Genomic DNA, 24,105 nt, shown 5'->3' with positions numbered 1-24,105 from the left:
CCCGAATCTGATGTTATATGATCTCTATAAAGTTATATCTTAAGTTTAACAAATTAACCATTAATATTGTTTACTATAAATGATTAATTGAGAATTTATTCAACAAAAAATAAGAACCAATAAGGTTCTTATTTAATGTCCACTTTAATTCTACCTGCATCCACCCAAGTTTTAGTGGTAAAGTTCGCCATATATACGATATTGATAACAAGCGGTTTTCTACCTAAAGAAAAATCAATTCCTTTGTTCAAATCAAGTATATCGTAGACCTTTATATCATTTTCTTGTTTTACTATAACATTTATTTTGTTCTTTGCTTTTGTGTTTCTATAAAAGCTATTTAATGTAATAGTTCTAATACTGTTATTTTCAATATCTTCATGTTCAAGTGAAAAACTATAAGAATCATAAATATTTACTAAATTACCATCTGGTTTTATTATCAGTGAATCTCCATCTTGATTAAAGACTGTTTTATTAATTTCTTTAAGTTTAACCTTGTTAACAACCAAACTTTCAAAATGATCTTCTTCATCCGTCAAAGTTTCTTTATTTTTAACAGGTGAGGCTGAATTAATTCCAAATTGTAAAAGTACTGGCCAGTAATTTTCAATGATTTCTTTATATAAATCAAAATCTCTTTTTTCTTGAGTTGGTGGACTCTGAATAAAATCAATCATCTTTCTACAGTTGGTAAATATAAATTCTTCAGTTTCTGGATCTGTTTCTAAGGTCAGCATGCTATGCCAGTTTCCCATCCGTGATTCTAAATGGAACAAATCAAAATAATGCCTGCCTTTGGTTACACCTTCATTAATTAAGTTTCTTTCAAAATATGCTTCTACTTCCTGATCGAAATCAGCATGGTCAAAGAATCTCTGTGGTAAGCCATGAACACATTTTTTATAAAAGTCAAATGTATCTTCCTGTTGGTCTAAATCTGAAGGGAAATCAGCTTTACCCATACCGAAAACAGTAGATTTCACATGTATAGCTTTATTATATTTTTTGTTTTTATAATAGTTGGCTAAAGCATAAGCATGCTTAGAATTATAAATTTTATTTAACTCTTTGATCTCATCTTTTGATGGAGTATAATCAGACAATTTAATTATACTATGATTCCATCCTAAATAATCTCTCATATCAGTCGTGATTTTTTCATCGATTTTATATATTTTTTTTGCCATTTTTGTCGCTAATCTTTTTCTCGATTGAGTATAAGTTAGATACTCCATTTCGTTGCTAAAGTCTCGAGTTAAAGCTGCTGACACTCGCGAATCAATACCTGCTGTCACTGATACAAATTTATCGTTATCGATATTTTCTAAATAAATTCTACTTTGATCTAGATAAGGCTTCATTTCCTTGAATATTTCTTGACTTGATTGTCTAATTAAGTTTTCCCTCGGATAAAACCTTGTAAACTCAAAGTTTGTGTAATCAAGAAACAGACTTGGGTTAAACTTATATATATCTTTAAATCTAGTAAAGTCTAACTCAGTGTGAAACCCTGGACTTCTTTGCTCTACTTCAATTTCATATACAGCTAAAATTTCTTTTAATAAGGAGTCATGAGAAGCCAAAGTTTTACTTTCCTCATGGTATACCAATGGTCTCAATTGTGACGCATCACTGTAAATTTTTACTGTAGAATTAATTTGAATTATAAAGTTGTACCTACCATTTATAAAATCCAATTCTTCTTCTAAATTATCAGTATTTAAAATGTCCAATAATATATCTTTAGAATCTTTATTTCCATCCCTAATATCGAAACAATACCCAATCATAGTGATAGAATCATTACCATCTTGAACTTGTGTAATATCAACTGCTTCATCATAGTATAGTTTGATCTTCTCTATGCTTACAGATTTAAACTGTGAAAGAACACTATCTAAGTTCCACTCACTAATCACGTAACTTGAATTATATTTCAATTCATTAATCCTCATTATTGCACCCCGTAATCAAATTACCCCTCAATTTTATTGAATTTTTTCTAATAATTTTCTAGAATATTTATCTTTTAATAAAGAAAAATTATAGATGTCATTCATCATATTAATCTTATCAGAATCAATATCGATTTTATTATTAATTTCACTCTTTAATTTAAGCATTTTTAATAAATCTTTAAAGGGTTCTTTTGGCTCACCTTTTAAAGGTAAATGATGCATCGTATGGTTAGCGTTAGTGTTGATTTCAATTATATAAGCTTCTTCCTTCGTAAAATCCTCGGTCATCATATCGACACCACCACTATAAAACCCTGGAATTGATGCTATTGAGTTTAGAGCCATTTCTTTAATTTCATCTGAAACTATTTCAGTAATATCTATACTTTCTCCACCTAATGTTAGATTAGAGATATCACTTAATAAGTAAACTTCATCTTTACTAAGAATAGTTTGCAAATTTTTATTACTTTTCTCTAGTCTATTCACAAGTTTATTATCAATTGGAATCAATTTCTTTTGAAAATATTTGATTGATAACCTATCCTCATTCTTCTTATTAATAAGAGATTCAATTGTATTTTTACCATCACCTACTATATGAGCAGGTAATCGAAGTGTTGCTGCAGAAACTTGACCCTCTATTACAGATACTCTAACATCGAAACCGCTAACAAAACGTTGTATGATACAAGTAGGATCTTTCACTCTACTCTTTCTTTGTGCATATATAGAAGCATTCCAGGCATTAACAAAGTTATCACTAGAAACATTCAATTCAATGCCCGTTCCACCTGCTAAAGACAACGGTTTTAGCACATAAGTATGTTCTGGATTATCATCTACATACGCTTTAGCTTCCTTAAATTCCGTTACTGTAAATATCTTTGAGTGAAGGCTTAAAAAACCTTGATCTTCTAAGTATTTTTCCAGTTTGAATTTATCTCTACATAAATTAAATGCTTCCTTACCAGTACTTGAAACTCTTAATCCTTTCAAACTACCAATCATTACTTGTCCATCATAAAAACGAGTAATTTTTAGTTTTCTATCTCTCCTAATACTTAAGCCTAATTCTTTTGCATAACTATCCAAGAAATCAGTTGTGACATTTTTTGAACTATTATAATAATTATTCTCAACTTCATTATATTTAAGTATTGTCTATTCTAACAAGTTATTCATAAATTTCGCCCCATTACAATATACAAGTAGCAATACTGCTACTTGTATTCCAGTCTAGCCTGATTTAAGTATTCCTGAACCTCTATTTCATATTTTGGATTAAATGGCTCATATAAATCTATAATATCTAAAAATCTAAGTACTGCCTCAGGTTTATCTTGTTCAGCTACTCGCTCTAGTCTAGGCATATACCATTTTCTAACATAGAAACTCAATCTTTCTTCTAAGTATACATCAAGTAGGTCATATTTTTTCAAGAATGGAATTCTTTCTAATTCAAGAGCATAGTATTTGTCAAAAAATGTCTTAGAAACAGTATTTGTTACACTTCCTGACACAGCTGCATAATAAACATGAATGAATTTATCAATGCCTTGAATACTATTACAATTTAAAACTAATTCCTGGAAGAACATAGTATCTTGACCTGCGGCACCTTCTACCATGATCAAATCATTATCGATTATAATAGATCGTTTAACAATTAATGCCTGGATACTCTGTACCCTCATTGCAGCTCTTACCATATACTCCTTCGGATCTGAAATGAAGAGTTTACCAAAGTTATACTTCTTGATCGTTCCTGTATACTTACCCGCAGTACGTTTATCACTATCTTCCTTAATAATATTACCTACTACCATATCTACATCTTTTTCTTTAATTAAGTTTAACATTTGATGGAAACCATCACCTGTCGCTTCATTGTCCGGATCAAGATAAGTAATAAAATCAGTTGTTGCTAACCTAGCACCTTTATTTCTTGGCCTTGAGGCACTTCCTGAACCATTCTCGAATTCATAATAGACTATGTCAGGATGACGTCTAAGAATACGATTTATAATTTTAATCGTGGTTTCATCTGTACTACCATCATTTACAAAAATAATCTCCATTTTATCAAAACTACTTGAGCGTTTTAAGCTAGCAAAACACTTTTCTTCTAAATATGTACCATTATTATGAATGGGAACAATCACACTAAGCTCTTTCTTGGTTTCACTAAATTTATCAGAACCAATGTCATCTACTTTTAGTGTTATCTCCTGATTATCTAAGTTATACCCATTTTCAATGTTAACAAAATCTTCAAGTGAATTAATAACAGTAGTATCATACATCGTTTTGAATTTTTCTTTGGAGTATTGAACATAGTTATGCGGTTGTATGTCATCTTGTTTAGAGACAAAATTTACATCTGTATATTTAAAAGCCGAATAGAGTTCTTCTAAATAATATTCTTCGTATGAATAATCTTTCCCAAAAAATGTAATAAAGTCATACTGCTTAACTACTTCCATATTCAAATCATTGAGAAGTATAGATTTTTTACTATCGAATATTTGTCTGTCGAAATCACCTTCTGAAGACTCATTTTCCAGCACTACTAATACATTAGATTTTATAGAATTTACACTGATACCTATTGTATCAGCAATTTGCATAAGTCTATGGAAAGTAGTATGTTCTTTCATCACGGTTCTTATACTCTTCGCTTGAAGTTCTTTTAAGTCCGTTTCATTAGTATTATGAATCACTTTAAAATCATCCGGCGCATTTATCATACGCACATTTGGGAATTGATTATTGATACCAGTATTATAATTTGACAGTAGAATATTCCCAAATGCTTGTAATTCATATACTCTATTTGCAAACATTGTGTCTGAATATTTTACAGAGTTCATATTAATACTCCATCTAAATATCTTGTGTAGCTTCATCAAGAACTCATGATTTACTGGCGGTGTTAGATGAGGTATAAACTCTTCTGGGAACTGATATCTTGGATCTTGAAGTTCTAAGTTCCTATCTATTATTGTAAGCGGTACATTTTCTTTAATGATAGATTTAAAAAGTCTTGATGTTTCTGTCATTCTAACAGGATACTTAGTTAACCAACTTCCAGCAAAAAGCACTTCGTCTCTGTACTCCTCGGAGATTTCGGTTCTTGTACCTACAGGGTTATGAATTAGAGGGTTAACACCAAACTGAAGCACATCAACTTTTTCATTTTCAGTGTACTTTTTATATAGTCTTACCATTTCTTCTGCACTAGTAAAAATATATTGACAATGTTTAGCTAAACTTTTGAATAAGTTATAGTTAACCGGATCTTCTTTTGAATAAAATACAGTTGGTATCCCTCGACTATTATATTCTTTTGCCAAATCAATCATTTGTCTTCTTATCGGTCCATTTGCACTTGAAGAGCCTACCCAACTTTGATCAATACCTCTCCAAGTTGTTGCAAAAATAACGAAATCATAATCTTTATAATCAAAACGGTCATGTCTTGATATGTAATCGACATTCGCTACATCTTTAAAAGAGTTGTAAAGAAACTCATCTGCTATTATACCAACATGTAAGTCTAATCTCTTAAAAACACAACTACCATTACTATTTGGTATGGAATCTACAACATCCTTAAACTTATTCAATGCTTGGTCTCTTTTTAAATCTTTTACTTTTAAATAGTAAAATGGATCTGAATCTTGTTTGAATAGGTAATTCGGGCTATATTCATGTATGTTTACACTCGGATTTAAAGTATTAATCATGCCATTTAATGTTTTATCAAAGTCTGAGTCTAATTCTCTATAATACTTGTCCAGTGCATGTCTAAGCTCATCTCTTTCCATTAGTCACACTCTTTCATTTAAAGAATTTTCTCATCCCTGATTTTTGTTGCTTTAACTGTTTATACTTTGCGTCTAAATTTGTAAGTTTATCTTCTACCAATTCCATACGTGCTTTATATTTGTCTCTTTGCGATTCAACCCTATCTTTATAATCAAGTTGATGTTCTAAACGATTATTTGCTAACTTAATCTCATTTTGAGTCTGTCTTAATTTTCTTCTAAGATCGAGATTTTCATTCTTTACTGATTTTAGTTCTTCTTTTATTTCTTTTACATTATCGCCTGAGTTTTTACTTCCGGACAATGATAAATATTTACTCACTTCAGTATTATTTAAGTAGTCTTTTGCACCAATAATAGTCTTGAGCATATCGATAGATTTTTGTTTTGATTCTTCAACACTATAAAATAAATCATCATATTTTAATTGTTCTAATGACTTTTCCTTTTTAGTTATATGAGGAATATCTATAGACCTTAATGCATCTAGTCTTGTCCAATACGTGTTACCCTGGATAATGACACTAGCAATGCCATGTTTAAAGAAAGCTGCATTTAACAAACCATTTTTAAATTCAGGAACATTAGAGACTGGATTATTTAATTTACTATTAGTATAAATCTCTGTTTCATCAATATTATCTTCATTTATAGGTAGCTTTAAATCTATTAATGGGTCTAAATACTCTGCTTTGTGAAAACCATGAAATTTATTCTTCAGGAAAACACTATAATATTTCTCTTTTTCATAAGTGATTTCTGATTTTATAGTGAGCATATTATCTTTAAAATGAGAAATAAAATCTTTTTCGATACCCATTTTTTGATTAAGCTCATTTGGTTGGAAGGACGACTCTAAAACCTTATATAACTCATCGTGAAATCTGAAAATCTGTATTGAATCTTCTAGATTTATCCATCCTAACTCTTTATCTTCATATTGAACTAAATGCCAGATTTCATTCTCTTTTTTTTCTTGACTTACTGAAGTTACTATTTTGTATAGATATTCATCAATATTTTCAGTTTTCTCATCATTGTATAGGCTTTTATAAATTTGCTTATCAGTTTCTATGAGAATGAACATCTTTGGGTAGACAATACTATTTAATTGATTTTCCAAAGCACTTACTCCTCCCTAAACATAAATATCGATTGTTTGGTCATTAATATTAATTTGTAGTTTCTTATCATTTATCTGTATATCAAGGTTTTCTACCACTCTATCATCATAAACTGATGTTATGAAAACATTAGAATTAGTAGTACTTCTTTTGAATTCAAGTTGCTGCGTTTCTTTTACTTTTGCAAAACCAGCACTATTTACTGCCACAGGTTTATTCTTATCACCTTTGATAATTCTACTTTGATCTACATCTAGGTATTGTTTCACTACCATTTCTTCCCCATCGGAAGTCAACCTATAACCATTATCAATGTTATCTATATCCACGGCTGTAGCCAGATTAAACTTTTGAACCAGGTTAAGAGGATTCTCATTATCTGTATCTAAGTTATCCAATAATATTAGTATTGGATAATCCTTTAATTGTACAACTGTTCTAGTAAGTTCTGAGGAACACCCAGTGTAATCACCATGTCTTCCTTTAACAAGGGTAAATGATTGATTATCATGATAACTCTCAAAAACAATTTTACGATTATATCTATTCTCTAAGTGGATATTATAATTGAAATCTTCTAAGTAAAAAGTACTATGCGCGCTTTGTGAAGTTATATAAGTTCTAGTTTTATTTCTTGTATAACTATACTTTCCTGGATCAACAAAAAAGTCTTTATTTTTATAATTTAACGTTATGCTTAAATCATCTTTATGTTTATGTACCCTTGAAGAATAACCAGAAATAAAGGTGACAAAGAATGGTGAAGGATATTCATATTGAAGTATAGATATACCTGCTTCAATATCATATATATTTTTGTATTGCTTCGTTCTAGGTTGTTTATCAGAGCCAGAATCACCGATACTTGACAATCGTTGATTAGGCTTTGTTACTAAAGGTATATATTCTTTAGCTAATTTCAAATAGCTTACAACATGTTCACCTAAGCTATTATCTTTCTTATTTAAATAAGCCTCAATTTCATTATACATTCTCACTACCATTGTATGATACTGAGGTGAGTTTTCTAGGTGAATGCCTTGTGAACTAAAACTGTACCAAAATGTGTTAATTGCACGAGACTTCCCTTTAAGAATAGAACTTTCATCATCTAAGATATAACCTAAAATCATTAAAGATCTATCCATCATTAGACCGTGATTATTGAACTTATATATATCATCATTACTCATGATTTCACTATGTTTTTTTAACAGATTCATCCATAAGTTTTCATCGATATCCCTTTCGAGTTGGTTTGCGAGGTAAATATACTGGATTAATGCCTGTGTTCTATTGGCTGTAGTATGATCATACCAAATCATAGGATTATCATCGTCAGTTTCTGTATGTTTAATCCAAGAATTAATAATTTCCTCTGCCTTATTAAAATATTCAATTTCTTTAGTAGCTTCATATGCTAACATTAGTTCTACTGTTACCCTCAGTGAATGGAGGTACAACGTATAACTATTCCCGTATTTTTCACTCTTTTTTACAGTCCAGATCTTGTCATTAAAGGTCGTAGAATTAAAACCGGGAAAAGGAACTATTTTATTATTTAAAGCGTATTTTGCAATGCTGTGTTTACGCTTTTTTATATCAAATAATCTAAATACATCATTCTCATTGATTTTCAAATTTTCTTTTACCAAAATCTCTCACCCTAGTTTATTAATATCAATACATGTTACTAATTATTATAACAAAAATCACACAAGATTTATTGTATAATAAAGGACTCTCTGTAAGTAATCTTTCAGAGAGTCCCTTATATTTCTATGCATTGTAATTTACTTCTTTTTCAAGCTCTTCAAGTGTGTGTTTAATATCTTCTTCAAATTCAGGTTCATACTTATCATATAAATGAATTATATCTAAGAATTTTGACACAGCTTGATGTCTATTTTCTTCATCAACTCGATTGAGTCTTAGTAAATACCATGATCTGATATATGGATTAAACCTAACATCCAAATAAACATCCATTAATCCGTATTTCTCTAGGTACGGTATTCTTTCCGTCTCAAGTTTATAATACTTATCGAAGAACTTATGAGATACTGTGTTTGTAACACTCCCTGTTACTGCTGCATAGTAGACGTGAATATATTTATTCACTCCAAGAATTGCCTTTGAATTCAGGACAAGTTCTTGATAGAACATTGTATCCTGTCCAGCAGCACCTTCTACCATGATAATATCATTATCAATAATTACTGATTTTTTAACAATTAGAGCTTGTATACTCTGTACACGAAGATCTGAGCGAACTAAAAATTCTTTTGGATCTGTAACCATCATTCTATTCTTATTCGCTCGTTTTAGAATATTTGTATACTTTCCTTCGTTCTTACGGTAACTATCTTCTTTAATTATATTCCCAACAACCATATCTACATCATTTTTCTTAAAACTTTCTAATAAGAAATGATATCCGTCTCCAAGTGCTTCGTTATCAGGATCTAGATATGTGATCAAATCAGTTGAAGCAATTCGAGCACCTTGGTTACGTGGTTTAGAAGCACTACCTGAACCTGTTTCATTTTCAACATAAACTATATCGGGATGACGTCTTCTAATTCTATTTATAACTTTTAAAGTTAATTCATCTGTCGTTCCATCATTAATAAAGATGATTTCCATTTTATCAAAACTACTTGATCGTTTCAGACTGGCAAAGCACTTTTCTTCTAAATACGTTCCATTATTATGGATTGGGACAATCACACTTAACTCTTTCTCTTGTACATCCTCTGTTCCAGGTAGGTCCTCAACATTGAGAATTTCTATATGATCTAAATTATAACCATTTTCGAGATTTTCAATATCAGGGTTTTCTAAATATTTTTCAATATCAATCATTGATTTATATCTATCTGCTAAAGTCATTATATAGTTATGTGCCTCGGCGCTCTCGTCTTTAGTAACAAAATCAACGTCTACGTATTTAAAAACATTATACATATCATTCAAATAATATTCTTCATAAATATTTTCATCGCTAAAGAAAGTAATAAAGTCATACGAAGACAAGTTTGCATCCTCCAGGTCTTCCTCTAAAATATATGACTTATTTTCATATATTTGTTGCTCAAAACTTTGTAAATTTTGTTCTGAATCATTTTTTAGTACAACTAGAATCTCATTAGGAATCGTTTCAAAATCTAAGCCGATTGTATTCGCTACTTGTTGTATTCTATGAAACGTTGTATGACCATTGTATACATTGCGAATTCCTTTGGCCTGTAGTTCCAGAAGATCCTTTTCTTTTGTATTATAAATGACTTTAAAATCATCATCACTATGAACAAGTCGAACATTAGGGAAAAGGTTATTAATACCTGTATTATAATTAGATAATAAAATATTTCCGAAGGCCTGTAGTTCGTACACTCGGTTAGCAAACATAGTTTCAGAGTATTTTACAGAATTCATGTTGATACTCCATCGAATTAACTTATGCAAATTCATAAGTTCATCATGTGGAACCGGTGGTGCCATTTTGGATAGATATTTCGAGGGGAATTGGTACCTCGGATTTCCTAAATGAAAGTTCCTATCTATAACTGTAAATGGAGCTTTTTCTCTCACTATAGCATCGAATAATTTCTTTGTTTCAGACATTCTCACAGGGTACTTTGTTAACCAGCTTCCAGCAAATAACACTTCATTTTTGAATTCTTCAGCAGAAGCAGAACGTGTTCCAACTGGATTATGTATTAAAGGATTTACACCGAATTGCAATACATGCACATTGTCATTACCTGTATACTCTTTGTAATGTTTCACCATCTCAACAGCTGTAGTAAAGATATATTGACAATGTTCTGCCAGAGACTTAAAGAGATGGTAGTTAACCGGATCTTCTTTTGAATAAAAGATTGTAGGAATACCTTTATTATTATATTTCTCTACAAGTTCAATCATCTCTTGTCTTTTTTCATTATTAGGATGTGCAGAACCGTCCCAAGAATTATCTATCCCACGCCATGATGTAGCAAAAATCACGAAATCATAGTCTTTTAACTCTTGATTGTCCCTTGAAATATATTCAAAGTTTGCAACATCCTTAAAAGAATCATATAAGAATTCATCAGCAATAATACCAATGTTCAAATCTAATTTTTTAAAAATACGACTACCATTACTTTTCACTACTTCGTTTGAAGCCTCTTTAAACTTATCTAATGCTTCATAACGATTCATATCTTCAAATTTTAGCTCATAAAAGGGATCAGCTTCAATTCTCTTTGAAAAGTTAGGGTTATATTCATTTGCTAAAATAGAAGGATCTAAGTCGTTAATTATTTGATTTAATGTGCCAGGGAAATTTTTATCAATCTTTTTATTATATTTCTTTAGTTTTTTAGTTAGACTATGTCTGTCCACGTTTAAACCTCCACTCTTTAAAAACAAGTATTTTTAATGTTTATTACGAAAGCTTTTTAAGTTTCTCTTCAACTACTAACATACGGTCCTTATACTTGTCTTTTTGTGCTTCTAAGCGACGGTTATAATCTCTTTGTTGTTCTAAGCGTTTTTCACTTAGTTTAACCTCTTGACTCAGCCTATGATTTTCTTTCTTAAGCTCTAGCATTTCCTCATTGGAAACATTAGATTTACTTGAAGCTCCTGACTCTAACTCTTTGATTTTTTGATTCGCTCGATTAAATGAGTTTTGAAGTGTTTGAATACGTTTATCTTTTTCTTTCATTCTCTTGGAATTTAAGAAACTTTGAGCTGATAAAACTGTCTTAACCGCTTCTTTACTCTGATCCCTTTCTTTTTCTATAGCATAGAAAAGATCATCAAGGTGTTTATCTGACTCAGTTCTAGTTATTGCTTCAACTTGGGATAAATACTTTTCTAGTCCATCTATAGTAATCCAGAAGTATTCCTTTTTATTTGCTCTTATTCTGCCCACTTTACTTTCTTTGAAGATAGATACTAAACGTGGTTCATTAAAAGCAACATTTTCTAAGTATGGCTTTTCCATTGAACTAATTTTGTATAGTGATTTGCCTTTAAGATCATCATGGTCAAGTTTAATTTTTGTTGTAATCAGTTCTTCAAAATATTTTTCATCGTGGAACCCGAAAAATCTATCCTTAACAAACACTGAGAGTAGCTTATTACCTTTATATTCAATTTCTGATTTTACGGTTACCATTTTCCCACTAAAGTGAGTTTTAAAATCTTTAACTATATTTAATTTGTCATTAATTTCATTAGCCTCAAACTCTTCAGCAATGAACTTATATGATTTAGCTTTAAATCTAAATAATTGAATTGAATTTTGAAGATTAATCCAGCCTAAACGTTCATCTTCATGTTGGATTTGAGTATATTTAATACCATCTTCATATTTTTCAGTAATCGTAGAAACAATAGTAAATTGGTAGTCATCAATTTCTTTTGAACCTTCATCTTCACCAACATTTCTATATATCTTTGTACCTTCTTCTTCGTTCAGTATGAACTGTTTAGGGTAATCGTATGCCACTATTTCCTTCATTTCAATTCACCTCATAGATTGTTATTAAAATATAAACCGAATAGCAATGCCATTCGGTTTATATTTGTATTTATATATAGTTTCTAGAATTTTTGGATGTTTCCGTAGTTGAAGTATTTAACTTCTTCGAAGTTGTTAGGTACAACATTCTTAGTATCAAAGATCACTTTGTCTTTCATACCTTCAAAATCAGCATCTGTTAAAGTTTTAAACTCACTGTGATCACTTAGTACAAGCACTAATGAAGCATCTTTAACTGCTTCTTTCATATCTTTTTCTACAAAGTCCATCTTAACGTGTGGATCGTAAGCATTGACTTCTAAGCCAGATTCTTTACGTAATAACTCATAAATATCAAACGCTGGTGATTCACGAATATCATCCACATCACCTTTATAAGTTAAACCAAAGACACTCACTTTATTACCACCAAGTTTGCCAAGAATGTCTTTAGTAGTATTAACAACATACTCAGGCATAGACACGTTAATAGAACGTGATAACTGAATTAATGGAGACTGTTCTGGTGCTTCAGCAATAATGAAGTAAGGGTCTACTGCTAGACAGTGACCACCTACACCAGGTCCTGGTGTGTGTAAGTTAACACGTGGGTGCTTGTTCGCCATTTCAATTACTTCATGTACATTGATATCTAAATGGTTACAAATTTTAGCCAATTCATTCGCTAATGCAATATTCACATCACGATAAGTATTCTCCATTAGCTTAGACATTTCAGCAGTCTTCGCATTTGTTTCAATCATTTCACCTTTAACGAAAGTACCATATACTTTCTTACCAGCTTCAACACATGCTGGTGTCATTCCACCAATGATACGGTTGTTGTAAATAAGTTCATGCATAATCTGTCCTGGTAACACACGTTCAGGGCAGTGTACTAAGAAAATGTCTTCACCAATCTTAAAACCTTGTTCTTCTAGATAAGGCGCTACATTATCATCCATAGTACGAGGTGCGATTGTAGATTCTACAATTACAGTGTCACCTTTTTTAAGTATAGGAACGATTGACTCAACACCAGCCATAACAATAGAGATATCTGCAGATTTATGCTCATCATCATTGTTTGGTGTTGGTACCGCAATAATATATGCGTCTGCTTCTTCAGCAACAGTCGAAGCCCTGAATTTACCTGTCTCTAACACTTCTTCAAGTGCTTCTTGTAGTCCAGGCTCCTCAATATGAATTTGTCCTCCATTAAGCATATCAACAGCCTCTTGTTTAATATCGACACCTAACACGTCTACGCCGTGTTTAGCGAACATAATAGATGTAGGTAAACCGATATAACCTAATCCAATTGTTGTTAGTTTCACTATGGAACACCTTACCTTCTTCAAATTTAAATTTATTCTTTTCTTAGTATACCAAAACTTTTTACATTAAAAAGATTAATTTTCTGTAAATATTTACTTAATTCATGTTTGTCATTCTTTTTGGCATTGATAATTGTGACAGCACTGTCAGCTAATTCCAAATATGTTCCGTAATTTTCCATATCATCCACTTGAGGACCAATGATGAAGATATGATCATAATAATTCGTTAACGGGCTTAATTTTGATAATACATTATGCTCATTAAATTTCGTAACGATTTCCTCGTCACTTAAATCTTCAATATGAATCACATCCAATCGTTCAACAGCTGTCGGTTGGATGGCTTCACTTAAAAACATTGATGTTTTTAAGGTGGTAAATAAATTCGGTTTCGCTTTTGAATTTATATATGATTCAACTTGGTTAAACGACTTTCCATCTAAATTAACGATTAATACACGATCTTTTAGGCTGGCGAGTAAGTAAGCGATATGAACAGTTGCTTCAACTGTTGCCGCTTGTTTTACTAAAGATGAAAATATCGTCTTATTTTTTGGATTATCTTTGTTTTCTTTTCTTATTGCAATCGCAGTATCGTATAAAGTATTTAAAAGATCTTTGTCAAATACTGACTCTATTTCTTCATTTGCACTCATATTCTCACTCCTAGAATGTACCCAATGTTCTTTCGTTTAAATAGTGTTGGATATCTTCTTCAGTATTAATGTTGTTATTGTTAACTGCGAGAATGATTCCTACAACAGTACCAATGATTAAACCTAACATCACAATAATAATCTGTAAGGCTTCATTTGAAGTATCGTAAGTCAATTGGCTTACGTTTTCGGTTATTACGAATCCTTCAGCTTCTAAAATATCATGTACTTGTGATTGGATTGAATCATAACTAATTCCACTTTCTGTTGTAATGTTTAGTTGTAACAGATTAGAATTTGTTTGTCCATTCAACTCGGCTACGTGAATATTATCAGAACTGTTATTAATAGTATCGTTTAGTAATATATTTAAATCTGCAATAGAATTTGGTTCTAGAGCAGTTTCTAATGTATAATATTCTTCGTATGTTGTACTGGACGGTGGAATGAAGAAGTTAACCACTGTAGCAAGCACGCCAAAACTAAGCATGCAAATAATAATATTAAGAATGTTTTTCTTTAAAAAGTACATAAGTCTGCTCCTTAATTCGTGATTCAAATTATATTATACTATTAAGGCATGCAAATAGAAAACATTCTATCGAAATCTAGAGGTGCAAGTAATGAAAATTGATATTATCGGAAGTAAATTTTCTTCCAAACTAACAGAATTCAGAAGTTTCCCCTACTCAGTTAATAACTTCATAGCTGGTACTAGCTTATTGTCATTGTTTTCAGAGCCGTACCCTAAGGCAATGAAAGATATTAACACGAGTGATATCGTTGAAATCTCTACGGCTCATAGAGATTTAAATAAAGCAAACCTGGAAAAACTTAAAGAATCTAACTCTGAAGTATTAATGATTGATTTACTCAGTGAGCTAAATGATATCGTCGTCTATAATGGCGATTACTTTAATCGTCGTTCATTTGAATTGATTGATGATGAAATCGACTACCAAACAGTTAGAAAAATTGATCAGTTTAGAGCTTTAAGGGATAGAATCAAAGATGTTTTAACCTTGGCACAAAGATATGACAAAGTTATTTTAATCGATGTACTACCTAATAATGATTACGACAGCTTTATTTCAGGCCTATATGAATTACTCTATAATAATATAGAAAATAAGTTAGTAATCAGTGCAGGGAATGATGCAGTTAAAGATATACTTAACGCACCACTAGAAATCTATGATGCAGTTAACCAACAGCTTAGAAAAATTAATTCAGACAACTATGAAAATCAACTACTCTTTGACGAAAAATTAGAAGATAATATTCTATCTGTTTTTATGAACTATGTAGAAGAACGTCATTATATCTATGAATTATATAAAGATGGTCGCCCTTTTAAAAAATCTCACCGTACTGATTCACGCTATTGTCAGTTCCATTTAGATGAAGCTGGAAAATACCGAATCCGCGTAACAGCTGAAGTGGATAATATTAAACCTAGGTTCTCTGATACTTTTATATATAAACCAAATACAGTATCTAGTAAAAATAATAGCTATGAATACGTCGAAATGCCAAGTGAAGATAACCTATGGATGTTAAATCTGATATTGTCTACTTCTAAGTTCAAAGGACTAGTGGGTAACCCATTTAAGTATGTAGATGGTTATAACGGGCTAGATGTATTTCTAAAGGAAGAAGTTAACGCGGACTATATTAAAAAAGAAGATTTATTAGAGATGGCTTTGAATATTCTTTATGACTTAAACAAAGACGAACTTGAAACATTCATAGTTGATAATCAAGGTGATCTCAATTCAGCATCAAATGCAATTAAAGATTATATTAGTAAGTTAAAATGAAAATTGTGCCTAAGGCTTCCCTTAGGCACAATTTTTTAAGCAATCATATCTTTGTACAAACGATCTAATCGATCGATTAATACTTCCCAGTCACGATTTTCAGTTACCCACTTTCTTGCAGATTCACCAATAGAGTCATTTGTTAGTACTTTGACCACCGCTTCTTTAAAGGCTTCTTGGTCATCTGCTTTAAAATAAACGCCGTTGACTTGATCAATCACCATTTCTTTAAGCGCATTGACATCACTGACAATAACTTTCTTAGCCATTGCCATAGCCTCATATGTCTTAATCGGTGTCACCAACTGACAAACAAGCTCATCCACTCTAGGGAATGGTGCGATATCGATAACTGAATAGAAGTTCTTCACCGTTTCAAATGGAACTTTACCTATAAAGATGACATCCTCACTTAAGTGAGATTCTAGTACTTTCTTTTGGAGCGTCGCACGATATTGACCATCTCCAACAATTAAGAACTTAAACTGCTTGTCATAATAATCACTATCGTTTAATTCTTTAATAGTATCAATTATCATTTCGATGCCTTCATAATTAGTAATTGATCCAACAAAACCAAATACAATACTATTTTGAAGGTTATACTGATTAATAATGGATGCCGATTTTTCTGTTGGATAGATCTTATCTGTGTTTACACCGTTTTGAATTAAAGTAATTTTAGAAGCGTCAATGCCTTTAAAAATTAAATACTCTCTCAAACTCTCACTAATTACAACGACCTCATCAGCATAAGAGCAGCAAATGACTTCATACTCTTCTTGCATATTAAATCTGTCTGACTGATAGAACTCATGAATTTTAGATGTTTGTGTATGATGCCACATGCCACGAACCTCATAGATCGTCTTGATTCCCATCTGATTTCCTAAACGAATAGCAGGAAGTGCATTTTGAAAGTTAGAAGCGGCATGAATGATAGAGGGACGCTCCGCCATGACAATCTTATATAATTCATCTTTGTAAGTATCGAAATATTTTTTTAAAGGTGTTCGATTTGTTAGGTACTTATCTGAGCGATCAATATAATATGTGCGATATTCCCCATCATCTAGTCCAGGTTTTTCATAACTTTCATGTTCTGGAGACCAACCAAGGCGTGTAGTCACCACTGGTCGATATCCGAGTTCTTTTACTCTAGATATAATTTCATTTGAACGAATTGTATAACCATTAATCACTGGCATTCCTTTGTTTAGTACAAAAAGTATTGTCTTGCCATCACTATCAAATTTTGTATCTAAAGGTAAGGGCTTTGGTTGCCATTCTTTTTGCATCAGTTTATATTCTTGTTCTGCTAGATTAAATTCACCTGGATATACTCTTGAAGGAAAGTGCTTTTTCATTTCCTTTAAAAACTTAAAGCGAGCTGTAATATTACCGATTGCATGATTTGCTCTAATCAATGCCCTTAAAACATCTGCACTGGTTGGTTTAATTTTATACCCTTCTTGTGCATGGTAGAGTGAGTCATTAAATCGTTTTAAATTAATCAAGTACATTGAAAGATTAATATGAAGCTTGTATTTCTTTTCAGGTAAATGGCGCTTAATTAACTGGTTTAACTTATCAGTCTCATTCTCAGCGGCATAATATCTACCGAGTATTAAGGCATGATTATATTTTTTACTTGCCGTCTTTTCTAAATAAGAAAAAATATAGGGTGGTAGATTATATAACTTATTTACCCTTTGGAGTTGTGCAATCACTGCATTATATATTCTAGCTCTAGCTTTGTTTGAAAAATTATCATATACAAATCGATCTGTATTATCATTAGTGTCTTCATCTAAAAATAGAGTGGCACTTTGAAATACAGTTTCTAAACGCTTATCTGACTTAAACAAACGAATTGCATTTGAGTCCTTAAATTGTATCTGTTGATCTATAATGAGTCTTCGTAAACTCATAATATGCTGTGCATTAAGCGGTACTTCAGGCAACAATTTTAAAATTTTATTCATTAACACTTTCGTACCTTTACCAAAGTGATAATAATTTAATAGATTTTGGAGTTGGTCAGATTTTTTGTCAGTGGAAGCTAGATTGAAATCTAATACATCGACTGCGATTGGATCTATGTATTTAAATAACTGACTATTATTGTTGATGTGATCGACAAATAAATCGTTTAATTGTTCAACTAATTCTTCTTTTTGGAAGTGATTATTAATTACTAAAACATAACCGAGATGTTTTAAATTGATATCTTCTTGATCGATCACTACTTTTAAATCGGATAACTGAACATCAGGGTCATCAATTTCTAGAATATTTTGTCTGTAGTTTGTCCAAGAGTATTGGTAGAATAAATCATCTTTTTCTTCGTTATATAATTCTACCAATCGCTGTTTATTTCTACTCATACGGTTAATCATACGTTCAATCGTATCGTATTGATTTGACTTTAAGAAATTACGAACTAAGACCTCTTGCTGGTCTTTTGTTAAGTCACCGAGTACATCATGACCAGATTCTGCAATATCTTCAACATCATCAAAACGCTTTAAATTATAATAAAGTTTGGTCTTAAAAGGTACAAGTGCCTTATTACGGTCATTTTCAACCATCTCTAAAGACCCTTTATAATCCTTCTCATGACGTAAAATAAGCGCCTTTAAATAAGCTTCATAATCATTGGCTAATCGCATACGATCAATCAAGTCAAGTAGCGTTAAGTGTCCTGACTTTCTCAAAAAGTAACTTAAACCCGGCTCTTTTTTACCAATCTTTTTAGTCAGACTTATTTTGAGTATGTGTCTAGAGACAACAGGCATATTATATTTTAATGCGAAGTATGATATAACTCCTTGAAGATATCTCATGGCAATTCTCCTATGTGTCTATCAGAAATGAACTAATATTATACCTTACAATATTTTGCTATATTTAAAAAGGCTGTTTTAATTAAAAACAGTGAATACTTGTATTAGTATACCGAGCACCATTAGTAAGAACAGCCCACTACCGACAGCAACACTCAACATATTAATCTTCTCTTTCGGTAAAACCAATCTTTGACTTTTCGCCATTTGTTCGGCAACCATCTTATCTTTATACTCAATCTGTTCATCACGTGTTAAGTTTTTATATTGACCCACAAACTCAGCATAACTTTTTACTACATCTTGCATATCTCCAAATTGTTTCATTTCTCCATATTGTACCCAAACTGCCTTATTACAAAACTGTCTAATTTGACCAGTTGCATGAGACACGAAGAATATAGTTTTACCTTGTGCTTGAAAATCTCTCATTCGGTCAATACATTTGTTAGCAAAAGTCTCATCACCAACAGACAGAGCCTCATCTACAATGAGAATGTCCGGGTCTGTATGAATAGCAATCGCAAAACCAAGTCTTGACCTCATTCCGCTAGAGTAACTCTTGATTGGTTGTTTGATGAAATCACCAAGCTCAGAAAATTTTAAGATATCATCATAACGATCATTAATATCTTTTTCAGACAGACCATGCATTAAGCATTTAATACGAATATTTTCTTCGCCTGTTAACTCATTATTTAAACCTGCACTGATTGCAATAAGTGATGTTCTTCCATTAATATGAATATTCCCTTTAGACGGTACCGTCGCTTCAGCAATTAAGTCAGACAGTGTAGTCTTACCTGAACCGTTCAAACCCAAAATACCTACTGAATCACCAGCATGTACTTCAAAATTAATATCTCTTAATGCATAGAATGGTTTAGCTTTATATAGCCAACCAAATGAAATTAAGGATAAGACTTTTTGAATTCTATTGCGATTTATATCATATATTTTTGAGACATTATCTACTTTTACTTTATACATAATTTCACCTCTACAGATAATCGACTAATCTGTCTTTATAGCGATAATGAACCTGAACTCCAACAAAGAATAAGAACAATGTAATCGACCAGAAATAGATATGGTCAGCAGCTGTACCATAAAATGCTGGTCCATCAAATATGAGCGCATTTCTGAATGTCATGAGAAGATAAGCGAATGGGTTAAAAGCCATAATTATAGACATCAATGGTGGTCTACCTTCTGGCTCCCAGAAAATTGGTGTTACAAAGAAAAACATTCTCATTACATTTGCCTGAACATTTTTAAAGTCCCTTATTAATATGTTCACTGAAGACATTATTAAACCAATACTATAACTAAAGGCAATGGTGGCAAACATAAAATAAAACCATACTAAATAATGGCTTGGTTCAGAATAACCGTTCACTAAACTGATGACTAGTACGATTAAAGTCATAATTATAAAAGAAATTACATTATTCATGACCGACATCGAAAGCAAGATAGATGAAGGGAACTTCATCTTTGTCACTAAGTTAATCTGGCTACTAATGGCATTTGATGATGCATTGACACAGCCTGATATAAAACCAAAGGCAAATATACCAGTAATCAAATAGACGAGGAAAGGTACATTCTGTACATCTCCTCTATCCCCTCTTAGTCCAAGTCCAAAGACAACATAAAATACGCCAACTTGGGCAGCTGGCATTAAAATTGTCCAAAGTAAACCAAGATAGTGGTTGGCGTATGAAGCCTTCAAGTTATATAAACTCAACTTCCAAATCAATGGCAGGTTTTCGAAGTTTTCTTTTAATAACGCAAATACATTTTTCATATGGTTTGCTCCAATTTGTAAGATCGAAGTTAATTATACTCTTAAACTATTATTGTGTCACTAGCCTTTAAAATACAAGGCCTAGAGTTGAATCATACCCTTATCGTGCATTTCATTCAGAGTCATCTCTAAAGCATATTTAACGTGTTCAATATGTAGACCACCTTGAGCATAGACTGTATATGGTGCTCGAATCGGACCATCAGCAGATAGTTCTAGTGATGCACCTTGTACAAAGGTACCTGCAGCCATGATTACTGGGTTTTGATAACCTGGTATTTGATCTGGTATAGGTAAAAATCTTGAATTGACTGGGCTTGCTTTTTGAATCATTTGTGTGAATGTTATCATCTCTTCTTCTGTATTGAAGCTCACACTTTGGATTAGATCCGTTCTCTTATCTCTATAAGACGGTGATGCTGTCATGTTCAATTGTTCAAAGACATAAGCCATTAAGAGTGCACCGTTTACAGATTCTATAACTGCATGGGGTGCCATAAAGAATCCTTGGTACATATCTGTTAAAGCATTTAAACTCGCGCCCATTTCCTTACCGACACCTGGAACAGTTAACCGGTAGCTCACACGTTCAACAAGGTCTTGTCTACCTGCGACATAGCCACCCATTTTTGCGATTCCTCCGCCTGGGTTTTTAATGAGTGAACCAGCGATGATGTCAGCACCAACTTCAAGTGGTTCTTTACCTTCAACAAATTCACCGTAGCAATTATCTACGAAGACAATAATGTCTGGATACTTATCTTTGATTGTTTTTATAATGGTTTCTATTTCGTTGATTGTCATGGACTTACGTGCTGAGTAACCTCGTGAGCGTTGGATACCAATTATTTTTGTCTGATCCGTGATTGATTCGAGAATTTTCTCTGTGTCGAACTGATCTTCTTTTAAGTCTATAGAATTGAATTTAACGCCTAATTCCATGAGACTACCTACGTCATCTTTATTATTCCCGATGACCTTCTCTAAGGTGTCATAAGGTTGGCCGGTAATATAAAGCAGTTCATCTCCTTCTCTTAAAATACTGAGTAATACAAGACTAATTGCATGCGTCCCTGAAATGATCTGCGTTCTTACCAAAGCATCGTCGGCCTTGAAGACATCTCTATAAATATCTTCTAACTTGTCACGCCCAGTATCGTCATAACCATAACCTGTTGTACCATTAAAGTCCGATTCCATAACTGAATGTGTGTTAAAAGCCTGCATGACTTTCTTAAAATTTTTGTAAGCTAAATCTTTATTTTCTTTAAAATGAGGCGCCAATACAGCTTCTGCCTCATTTATGATGCTTATAATTTTTTCTTCTTTATTCACTATCTTCATCCTTAGCTATTATTCTATTTACAAAATTCCCATCTGGTTCAAAGCCGGATATCTTCACTGTTTCTTCTTCGATTTCTATATCCTTAACCACCGTTTGTCGTTTAAGATTATAAATCTTATCTTGTCTATATATTGGTACACTGACTTCATAATCACTGAAATACTTAATCATGAAGTCTTCTATATAAGACAGTAGTTCAGTTGAGTTCATATTCTTATTTACAAAGTTATAAGGCACAGGTGGTAATAATTTTTTACTGTCGTTCAGGTCGCTCTTATTAAATAAGACAAGCTGTGGAATATCCGACATATCTAGTGACTGAATCAATTGCTCAACTGTATCATACTGACTGTTGATATCTGCAGTATTATTATCAATCACATGAATAATAAAATCACTGTCCGCCGCTTCTTCTAGTGTTGATTTAAAACTCTCAATTAAGGTCGTCGGTAATTTCTGAATAAATCCAACAGTATCTGAGATAATACATTGGAAACCGGATGGTAACACCATCTCACGGGTTAGTGGATCTAGTGTAGCGAAAAGCTTATTTGCCTCAAGCGCCTCTGCCTTAGTCAATTTATTGAAAAGTGTCGATTTTCCAGCATTGGTATAACCGATTAAAGACACTTTCGTCACTTGATTTTCACGACGCTTATTTCTATATCTTAGGCGGTGATTATCGATAACTTTCAATTGCCTCTTTATATCAGAGATACGTGAGTTTATGTGCCTACGGTCCGTTTCAAGTTTTGTTTCACCGGGACCTCTTGTGCCAATTCCCCCACCAAGGCGTGATAAGTTTATGCCTTCTCCTTTAAGCCTAGGAACCAAGTATTCAAGTTGAGCGAGTTCGACTTGAAGTTTACCTGACTTCGACTGCGCTCTTAAAGAAAATATATCCAAGATGACTTGGGTCCGGTCGATGACACTTGTATCTAACATAGTTTCAATTGCTCTATTCTGACTAGCTAAAATTTCATCATTTACAATGCAGTAATCAAGGTCTTCATATTGCGCTACTATTTCTGCTAAAAAACCTGAACCTACATATGATTTACGATCAACCCTTTGTCTATTTTGTATATGTATACCAAGGATTTCGATACCGATAGACTCAGAAAGTTCTTTTAATTCTTTGACTTCAGCGTCAATATCCTTCGTCTGAGGTAAATTTGCTGCAATGATGATTCCGGTATGCGTCATTTCTATGACAAACACCCCCAAATTTTTTTATTAATATTAAGATATCATGTTTTGCATTTATAAATAAGGCTATATTAAAGTAGTTAAGTAAGTTTCTGAATAAGAAAGGTGAATCATATAATGAAAACGACATTCTATGATCTTTCTGCAAAAGACGCAGATGATAATATTATAAATATGCGACAGTTCGAAGGAAAGGTCGTACTTATTGTTAACACCGCAAGTGAATGCGGCTTTAATAACCAGCTTGCAGAATTAGAGAAATTATACGAAAAGTATCATGAAATTGGCTTAGAAATTCTTGCCTTCCCGTCTAATAATTTTATGAATCAAGAACCGTGTTCTGCGACAGAAGCACGTGATGAATACATGAACAATTTTGGTGCGACGTACACTGTCATGGAGAAGATCGATGTTAAGGGTGAAAACATTCATCCATTATTCAAATTCCTAACTGAAGGAAAGTCCGGACTTATTACTAGTGCAGTTAAGTGGAACTTTACAAAATTCTTAGTCACTCGTGAAGGTGTTGTTGCGAAACGTTATGCGCCTCAAAAAGATCCTAAAGATATAGAAGAAGATATCAAACGTTATCTAGCTGGGTAAAAAATAAACCGACTGTAAAGTTTCTCCGTAGAGATTTCACAGT

General features: G+C 32.2%; 17 protein-coding genes. 2 read left to right on the top strand and 15 right to left on the bottom strand.

Translation table 11 applies throughout. The features are described 5' to 3' along the window. Positions 1-128: 128 nt before the first annotated feature. From V6E76_RS00345 to V6E76_RS00300, 10 genes are all read right to left on the bottom strand, one after another. Positions 129-1,958 carry a hypothetical protein gene (locus V6E76_RS00345; RefSeq protein WP_247347958.1) on the bottom strand — a complete coding sequence of 610 codons (1,830 nt, stop codon included), beginning with the start codon at positions 1,956-1,958 and terminating at the stop codon, positions 129-131. Positions 1,959-1,991: 33 nt separating this feature from the next. Then, positions 1,992-3,056 (bottom strand): ATP-grasp domain-containing protein, encoded by a 1,065-nt coding sequence (locus V6E76_RS00340; protein ID WP_247347956.1) that lies wholly within the window; start codon positions 3,054-3,056, stop codon positions 1,992-1,994. 128 nt (positions 3,057-3,184) lie between these two features. Then, a complete protein-coding gene (locus tag V6E76_RS00335; protein WP_247347954.1) occupies positions 3,185-5,791 on the bottom strand; it encodes a glycosyltransferase in 2,607 nt (868 codons plus the stop codon). A 13-nt stretch (positions 5,792-5,804) separates the two neighbouring features. Further along, positions 5,805-6,914 carry a GW dipeptide domain-containing protein gene (locus V6E76_RS00330; RefSeq protein WP_166626541.1) on the bottom strand — a complete coding sequence of 370 codons (1,110 nt, stop codon included), beginning with the start codon at positions 6,912-6,914 and terminating at the stop codon, positions 5,805-5,807. Between the two features lie 15 nt (positions 6,915-6,929). Next, positions 6,930-8,570: a heparinase II/III domain-containing protein gene (locus V6E76_RS00325; RefSeq protein ID WP_247347951.1), complete on the bottom strand. Its 1,641-nt coding sequence runs from the start codon at positions 8,568-8,570 to the stop codon at positions 6,930-6,932. 124 nt (positions 8,571-8,694) lie between these two features. After that, positions 8,695-11,307, bottom strand: a complete 2,613-nt coding sequence (locus V6E76_RS00320) for a glycosyltransferase (protein ID WP_247347949.1) — start codon at positions 11,305-11,307, stop codon at positions 8,695-8,697. Between the two features lie 43 nt (positions 11,308-11,350). Next, positions 11,351-12,433 (bottom strand): hypothetical protein, encoded by a 1,083-nt coding sequence (locus V6E76_RS00315; RefSeq protein WP_247347947.1) that lies wholly within the window; start codon positions 12,431-12,433, stop codon positions 11,351-11,353. An 83-nt stretch (positions 12,434-12,516) separates the two neighbouring features. Then, positions 12,517-13,770 (bottom strand): nucleotide sugar dehydrogenase, encoded by a 1,254-nt coding sequence (locus V6E76_RS00310; RefSeq protein ID WP_247347945.1) that lies wholly within the window; start codon positions 13,768-13,770, stop codon positions 12,517-12,519. A gap of 32 nt (positions 13,771-13,802) precedes the next feature. Further along, a complete protein-coding gene (locus V6E76_RS00305) occupies positions 13,803-14,429 on the bottom strand; it encodes a ParA family protein (RefSeq protein ID WP_026867644.1) in 627 nt (208 codons plus the stop codon). A gap of 10 nt (positions 14,430-14,439) precedes the next feature. Then, positions 14,440-14,961 carry a YveK family protein gene (locus tag V6E76_RS00300; RefSeq protein ID WP_026867643.1) on the bottom strand — a complete coding sequence of 174 codons (522 nt, stop codon included), beginning with the start codon at positions 14,959-14,961 and terminating at the stop codon, positions 14,440-14,442. 91 nt (positions 14,962-15,052) lie between these two features. Here V6E76_RS00300 and V6E76_RS00295 point away from each other — a divergent pair, with 91 nt between their 5' ends. Further along, positions 15,053-16,249, top strand: a complete 1,197-nt coding sequence (locus tag V6E76_RS00295; RefSeq protein WP_247347942.1) for a DUF6270 domain-containing protein — start codon at positions 15,053-15,055, stop codon at positions 16,247-16,249. 35 nt (positions 16,250-16,284) lie between these two features. Here V6E76_RS00295 and V6E76_RS00290 read toward each other — a convergent pair whose 3' ends face one another. From V6E76_RS00290 to hflX, 5 genes are all read right to left on the bottom strand, one after another. Beyond that, positions 16,285-19,095, bottom strand: a complete 2,811-nt coding sequence (locus tag V6E76_RS00290) for a glycosyltransferase family 4 protein (RefSeq protein ID WP_247347939.1) — start codon at positions 19,093-19,095, stop codon at positions 16,285-16,287. A 78-nt stretch (positions 19,096-19,173) separates the two neighbouring features. Then, entirely contained in the window at positions 19,174-20,088 is a 915-nt protein-coding gene (locus V6E76_RS00285) for an ABC transporter ATP-binding protein (RefSeq protein ID WP_026867641.1), read from the bottom strand. 7 nt (positions 20,089-20,095) lie between these two features. Continuing rightward, complete coding sequence (locus V6E76_RS00280; protein ID WP_198687800.1) at positions 20,096-20,905, bottom strand: ABC transporter permease; 810 nt, start codon at positions 20,903-20,905, stop codon at positions 20,096-20,098. An 81-nt stretch (positions 20,906-20,986) separates the two neighbouring features. Then, positions 20,987-22,240, bottom strand: a complete 1,254-nt coding sequence (locus V6E76_RS00275) for a methionine gamma-lyase family protein (protein WP_499797674.1) — start codon at positions 22,238-22,240, stop codon at positions 20,987-20,989. Then, entirely contained in the window at positions 22,233-23,456 is a 1,224-nt protein-coding gene (hflX, locus tag V6E76_RS00270; protein ID WP_499797673.1) for a GTPase HflX, read from the bottom strand. Before hflX ends, V6E76_RS00275 begins: the two co-directional genes overlap by 8 nt. Positions 23,457-23,576: 120 nt before the next feature. On the opposite strand from hflX, the gene V6E76_RS00265 reads away from it, so the two are divergent. Further along, a complete protein-coding gene (locus V6E76_RS00265) occupies positions 23,577-24,062 on the top strand; it encodes a glutathione peroxidase (protein WP_247347936.1) in 486 nt (161 codons plus the stop codon). The last annotated feature ends 43 nt before the right edge of the window (positions 24,063-24,105 follow it).

Source organism: Jeotgalicoccus huakuii (assembly GCF_036665975.1).
Classification (GTDB): Bacteria; Bacillota; Bacilli; order Staphylococcales; family Salinicoccaceae; genus Jeotgalicoccus; species Jeotgalicoccus marinus.
The sequence above is the reverse complement of the archived record's forward strand: the minus strand, read 5'-3'. Positions and strand labels throughout refer to the sequence as shown.